This is a genomic window from Brachyspira sp. (genome assembly GCF_029258575.1).
GTDB lineage: Bacteria > Spirochaetota > Brachyspiria > Brachyspirales > Brachyspiraceae > Brachyspira.
The window spans coordinates 1-5562 of sequence record NZ_JARHYI010000141.1; the positions used below are offsets into that span (position 1 = coordinate 1).

Genomic DNA, 5562 nt, shown 5'->3' on the forward strand with positions numbered 1-5562 from the left:
GCTTTTTCAGCATCTTCTGTTAATACTTGATACATAAGTCTAGTTTCAGGATTCATAGTAGTTTCCCATAATTGATCAGCATTCATCTCGCCTAAACCCTTATATCTCTGTATATCATATTTTTTATTTTTATTTTCAGCTAGTATTTTATCTCTTTGATCATCAGAGTATGCGTATACAAAATTCTTTTTATCAAAACTTATTTTGTATAGAGGAGGAACAGCTATAAATATATGTCCCAAGTCTATTAAAGGACGCATATATCTGAAGAAGAAAGTTAAAAGTAAAGTTCTTATATGTGAACCGTCAATATCAGCATCTGCCATTATTATGACTCTGCCGTATCTTATTTTAGATATATCAAATGAGGAACCTACTCCGCATCCTAAAGCAGCAATGATAGGTTTTAAACTCTCATTATCTATGATCTTATCAAGTCTTGCCTTTTCTACATTTAATACTTTACCTCTAAGAGGCAGAATGGCTTGAAAATGTCTGTCTCTTCCTCCTTTAGCAGTACCTCCTGCAGAATCTCCCTCTACCAAATATACTTCGCATTTATCTACTTCCTGCTCTGAACAGTCAGCCAATTTACCAGGTAATGAATCGCTTTCTAATGCATTTTTTCTTCTGGCTAAATCTCTTGCTTTTCTAGCAGCTTCTCTAGCCTGTGCCGCAGATATAATTTTTTCCAATATGGCTTTTATAACTTTAGGGTTTTGAGAAAAATAATCATTAAGTCCTTCAACTACAAGTTTTTCTGTTACTGTTCTTACTTCTGTGTTTCCTAATTTTGTTTTTGTCTGTCCTTCAAATTGAGGATTAGGTATTTTTACGGACACTACAGCAACTAAACCTTCTCTAGTATCTTCACCCATAAATGTTATTTTGCTTTTTTATCTAATTCAAGTTTTTTAGCAAAGTCAGTATAAACTCTTGTTAAAGCAGTTCTAAATCCTACTAAATGAGTACCTCCTTCAGTAGTATTAATATTATTACAATAAGTAAATATATTTTCATTATAAGCATCAACATATTGCATAGCTACTTCTACATCAGTCTTATCTTCATTTTTATGTAAGTATATAGGCTTATCATGTAATGATTTTTTATTTTCATTTAGGTGAGTAATAAACATTTCTATACCGCCCTCATAATAAAAATCATTACTAACAGTTTTAGATTCTCTTTTATCTGTAAGAGTTATTTTTATTCCTCTGTTTAAGAAAGCTAACTCTCTTAATCTATTGGCAAGTATTTTATAATCATATTCTGTAGTTTCAAATATTTCTACATCAGCTTTAAATGTTACTTTAGTACCTGTTTTTGAAGTTTTTCCAACTTCTTTTACAGGTTCTTCAGGCACACCTTTATGATATACCTGTTTATAAAGCTTTCCGTCTTTACTTACTTCCGCCACTAACTCTGTACTTAAAGCATTAACTACAGATACACCTACACCATGCAAACCGCCTGATACTTTATATGTTTCATTATCGAATTTACCACCTGCATGCAATTTAGTCATTACAACTTCTAAAGCTGATATCTTCAATTTAGGATGCATATCAACAGGTATGCCCCTTCCATCATCTTCTACTTCTATTATATTATCTTTTTTAATAGTTACAGTTATATTCTTACAATATCCTGCCATAGCTTCATCTATACTATTGTCTACAACCTCATATACTAAATGATGCAAACCTTGAACTCCTGTAGAACCAATATACATACCCGGACGTTTTCTAACAGGGTCTAGTCCTTCCAAAACTTGAATATTTTTCGAGCTATATGTTTTTTCTGCAGCCATATTTGTAATTTTCCTCTTAAATATTTATTAATTTATTTCCAAATTTTAATGTATATATTATACAATGAATGTAATAATATTACAAATTTGAATTACAGTATTTTTATTACAAATGTTAGAATATTCTAATTTTTTAATAAAAAAATATATTTTTATTGAATGTATAACGAAATAAAATATTTTTATATCCTTTCAAACAAATACAAAATAATTATTATAGTCTATTATTCCTTGAAATCTTTTATTTATTAAGAACAATAATCAAATGTAATAAATTTATATACATATAGATATTTAAAAATGATATTAAAAAATGTAAAAAAGATATTAAAAGAAATAAAAAATAAACAAAAATTGTCAAAAAACATTGACATAAAAATAAAAAAAGTATACTATTTGTCTATGGAAAATATAAGAATATCACTAAAAATACTAATCGCTGAAATCAGCAATCAGCAATCAGCAATCAGCAATCAGCAATCTAATCATTCTTTAATTAACAAAAAATATCAAAATAATAATCATAACTTTATACTAATTATACTATGCCAGCAAACTCTTTTTGCGTTGCAGAAATTAATTAATATATCAAAACTAATATATCATAAAATATTAAATAATCTTTCAAAATACAAACTTAACATAATAAAGAAATATTCTCATTTCTATAATTCAGCAGTAAACATTAAAATAATGTTTATAATACAAAAAAATTATTAAAAGGAGTTCAGACTATGAACAAAAAGATTTTATCTATTTTTATAATGATAATGGCTTTATCATTACTTGGCGTAAGCTGCAACAAAACAACCACACCACCTACCACACCTGAAACACCTACCACACCTGACAACCCTGGAACTGACCCTACACCAGAACCAGAACCAGAACTTAAAGACTTTGTTAGTATAACAGCTAGTGCTGGAACTGCTACAGGTAGTCCTTTAGATTTTAATAAGGCTAGTAATGCCGCTATTAAAAGACCTTTAACACTTACTGTTAAACCAGACGATGTAAAAGAATTAAAATACGCAATTAAAGACGTAGTAAAAGATACAGGAGATTCAAGTGAAAATAATGCAAATTCTGTATTAACAAAGACACATTTTTCTTACGATGGAACTAATTTAAGTATTAGCGCTGAAGGAGTAAGAGAAGTATCTAAACTTGGCGAAGGAAAATACAATCAGGTTAAGGTTACCATAACTGTATCAGCTACTGGATATAATCCTAAAGATGTTGTAGTATATGTAAAAATTTCTAAGTAATATAGTTTTAGGTTTGTTGTAAGAGTATATAGGGGAGAGTGTTACTCGCCTCTATATACCCGTTACCCAAATAATATTATAACATAAAAGCTATTACATTTCATAATCTAAACACATTTATTCAAGCCTTTATAGTATCCTAATTTGGTTTGATTAAATAATATAATATTGCCCCTTGCTTGAGTTTCAAGTTAAGGGGTTTTTTATTTATTACGCATGCCATATATAATAAAATTTAATAATCAATTCATCTAAAAAATAATAACATAGAAATAAATAATAAAAAAATTAATAATTTAATATCTTTACAAACTTTTATATTATTAGTATAATATTGCACAATAAAATTATATTAAGGAAATTATAAATGGCTGTAAAATGTGTTTGGTGTGGAAATGATATTAAAGAAATAGAAGGGCAGGCTACTATGGATACTTGTGATGAATGCGAAGATTTTTTTGAAGAGCATATTGATGATATATCCGAATCTTTAAATGAACTTCTTAAAAAAAATGAAAATTCATCTTCAAAGCCTACAGAAAAAAAAGCATGGATAAGCTATTCCCTTATAACTGCTATTCATATGTTAAGTTCCAGACCATATATAGAATTTAAAGATTCCAAATATAAAGATTTAATTGTGAATAATAAGAAATGAAAAAATTACATATCTTATAATAACTGTTATATGTTTTTGTTTTACAGTAAGTTTAACTCCAATAAATACTGCATTAATCAATATAAAACGATAAAACAATTAACTTCAGCTAAATGTATGTGTCATCTAAATGGTAATCATAAGGGATATCATTCCCTATGCTTTATAATATTGATTATTAGTATACAAATATTTTTCTAATTAGTAATTATATATAGTATAATTTTTTATATTTAATTTAAAAATATAAATTCCGATTATAAAATAGTTAGAATATATTTTAAAGATAGAGAAATGGAAGAGATAAAAAAATATTGGAATGAATTTTTAGATATTATAAGTGAAGATGATGAGTTTGCTGGTGCTGCATTGCTTAAGGGTAGTATTTTTATAGCTGATGATGAAAATAAGGCTGATATAGTATGTTCAGGAGATTTCAGTGCTGCTCATATAAAGAAAGATTTTTTAGGAAGAATAAAAGATTTTTTTGAAGATAAATTAGGGCATAGTATAGATATAAATGTTAAAGTGGATGCTGAACTTGTTAATGAGTATTTGAATGCCGAAGAGAATATTAGCAGTGGTAATGAAGAAAGTAAAAATGATTCTAATAATACAGTTATTTCAGATACATCAAAAAAAGAAATTTCTAATAACAAAACTAATTTAAATGAATATTTTATATTTGATAATTTCATACAGGGTAATAATAATAGATATGTATTTGAGGCTGCTAAATATGTATCATCTAATCCTGGTAAAGAATATAATCCTCTCTATATATACGGAAGTGTAGGTATAGGTAAAACGCATTTACTTCAGGCTATAGGCAACAGTTATATTGAAAATAATCCTAATGCCAAAGTTTTTTATATAGATGGAAGCGGTTTCAGAGATGAATATGTATTTGGACTTCAGAATAAAAAGCCAGAAATTTTTAAAAGAAAATATAAATCTTTGGATATGCTTTTACTAGATGATTTACAATTATTAGAAAGTGCTCAGGAAACATCTAAAGAATTATTTGAAATATTTCAGGCTTTGGATAATGCATCAAAACAGATGGTATTTGTAAGTGATAAGCCTCCTAAAGAGTTAAGAAATATAGAAGCAAGATTAAAAAATAGATTTGAAAAAAGCCTTATACTATCAATAGAGCCTCCTCAATATGAAACTAGGCTTGCTATAATAGAAAGAAAACTATTTGATTTGCATACTAATATCGATGAAGAAGTTATGAAATATATGGCAGAAAATATTACTACTGATGTTAGAAAAATAGAAGGTGCCATAAGAGCATATTTATCAGTAAGAGATTTGATGAAAATAACTCCTGATATAGAGCAATGCGAAAAATTAGATATATTTAAAGATTATTTTACAAGCAAACCTAAATTAAATAATGCTACTATAAAAGAAATAAAGAAAATAGTAGCAGATTATTATGGAATAGAAATGTCATCTTTTGAAAGTAGGGATAAAACTAAATTTATATCTAAAGCTAGACATGTAGCCATATATTTAGCTTGCGAATATTCCAAAAAATCTGTTACCGAAATAGGATTAGATTTTAATAGAGATCATGCTTCAATAATTTATGCCAGAGATAAAGTTAAAGATGAGCTTAAAACAGGGTCCCATATATTTTCTGAGATAAATGAAATAATATCAAATATGTCATAAAAATATTAAAATAAATATTAAAAAATGTTGACTTTTATATGATTTTGTATATAATACAAGGGTATTGTTAAATTAATACAATTTTTCATAAACCTCCTTATCACCCTGCTATATTTTCCAGGGTGATACTTTTTTAACCC

General features: G+C 27.2%; 3 protein-coding genes and 1 pseudogene. 3 read left to right on the plus strand and 1 reads right to left on the minus strand.

Annotated features, from left to right (window positions below; genetic code table 11):
* Nucleotides 1–1813: pseudogene (gene gyrB, locus Q1J76_RS12560) on the minus strand (DNA topoisomerase (ATP-hydrolyzing) subunit B); the annotation flags it as partial.
* A 734-nt stretch (nt 1814–2547) separates the two neighbouring features.
* Here gyrB and Q1J76_RS10930 point away from each other — a divergent pair.
* The 3 genes from Q1J76_RS10930 to dnaA all read left to right on the plus strand — a co-directional run bounded on the left by Q1J76_RS10930 (nt 2548) and on the right by dnaA (nt 5422).
* Nucleotides 2548–3081: a hypothetical protein gene (locus Q1J76_RS10930; RefSeq protein ID WP_300370194.1), complete on the plus strand. Its 534-nt coding sequence runs from the start codon at nt 2548–2550 to the stop codon at nt 3079–3081.
* Nucleotides 3082–3448: 367 nt separating this feature from the next.
* On the plus strand, nt 3449–3739 hold the full coding sequence (locus Q1J76_RS10935) for a hypothetical protein (RefSeq protein ID WP_300370197.1): 291 nt from the start codon (nt 3449–3451) through the stop codon (nt 3737–3739).
* A gap of 294 nt (nt 3740–4033) precedes the next feature.
* Nucleotides 4034–5422, plus strand: a complete 1389-nt coding sequence (gene dnaA / locus Q1J76_RS10940; protein WP_300370200.1) for a chromosomal replication initiator protein DnaA — start codon at nt 4034–4036, stop codon at nt 5420–5422.
* Nucleotides 5423–5562 lie beyond the last annotated feature (140 nt).

What these genes read in the sequence shown, in the direction of transcription:
- Q1J76_RS10930 (WP_300370194.1), top strand. Translation starts at nt 2,548, where the DNA reads ATGAACAAAAAGATTTTATCTATTTTTATAATGATAATGGCTTTATCA.
- dnaA (WP_300370200.1), top strand. Translation starts at nt 4,034, where the DNA reads ATGGAAGAGATAAAAAAATATTGGAATGAATTTTTAGATATTATAAGT.
- Q1J76_RS10935 (WP_300370197.1), top strand. Translation starts at nt 3,449, where the DNA reads ATGGCTGTAAAATGTGTTTGGTGTGGAAATGATATTAAAGAAATAGAA.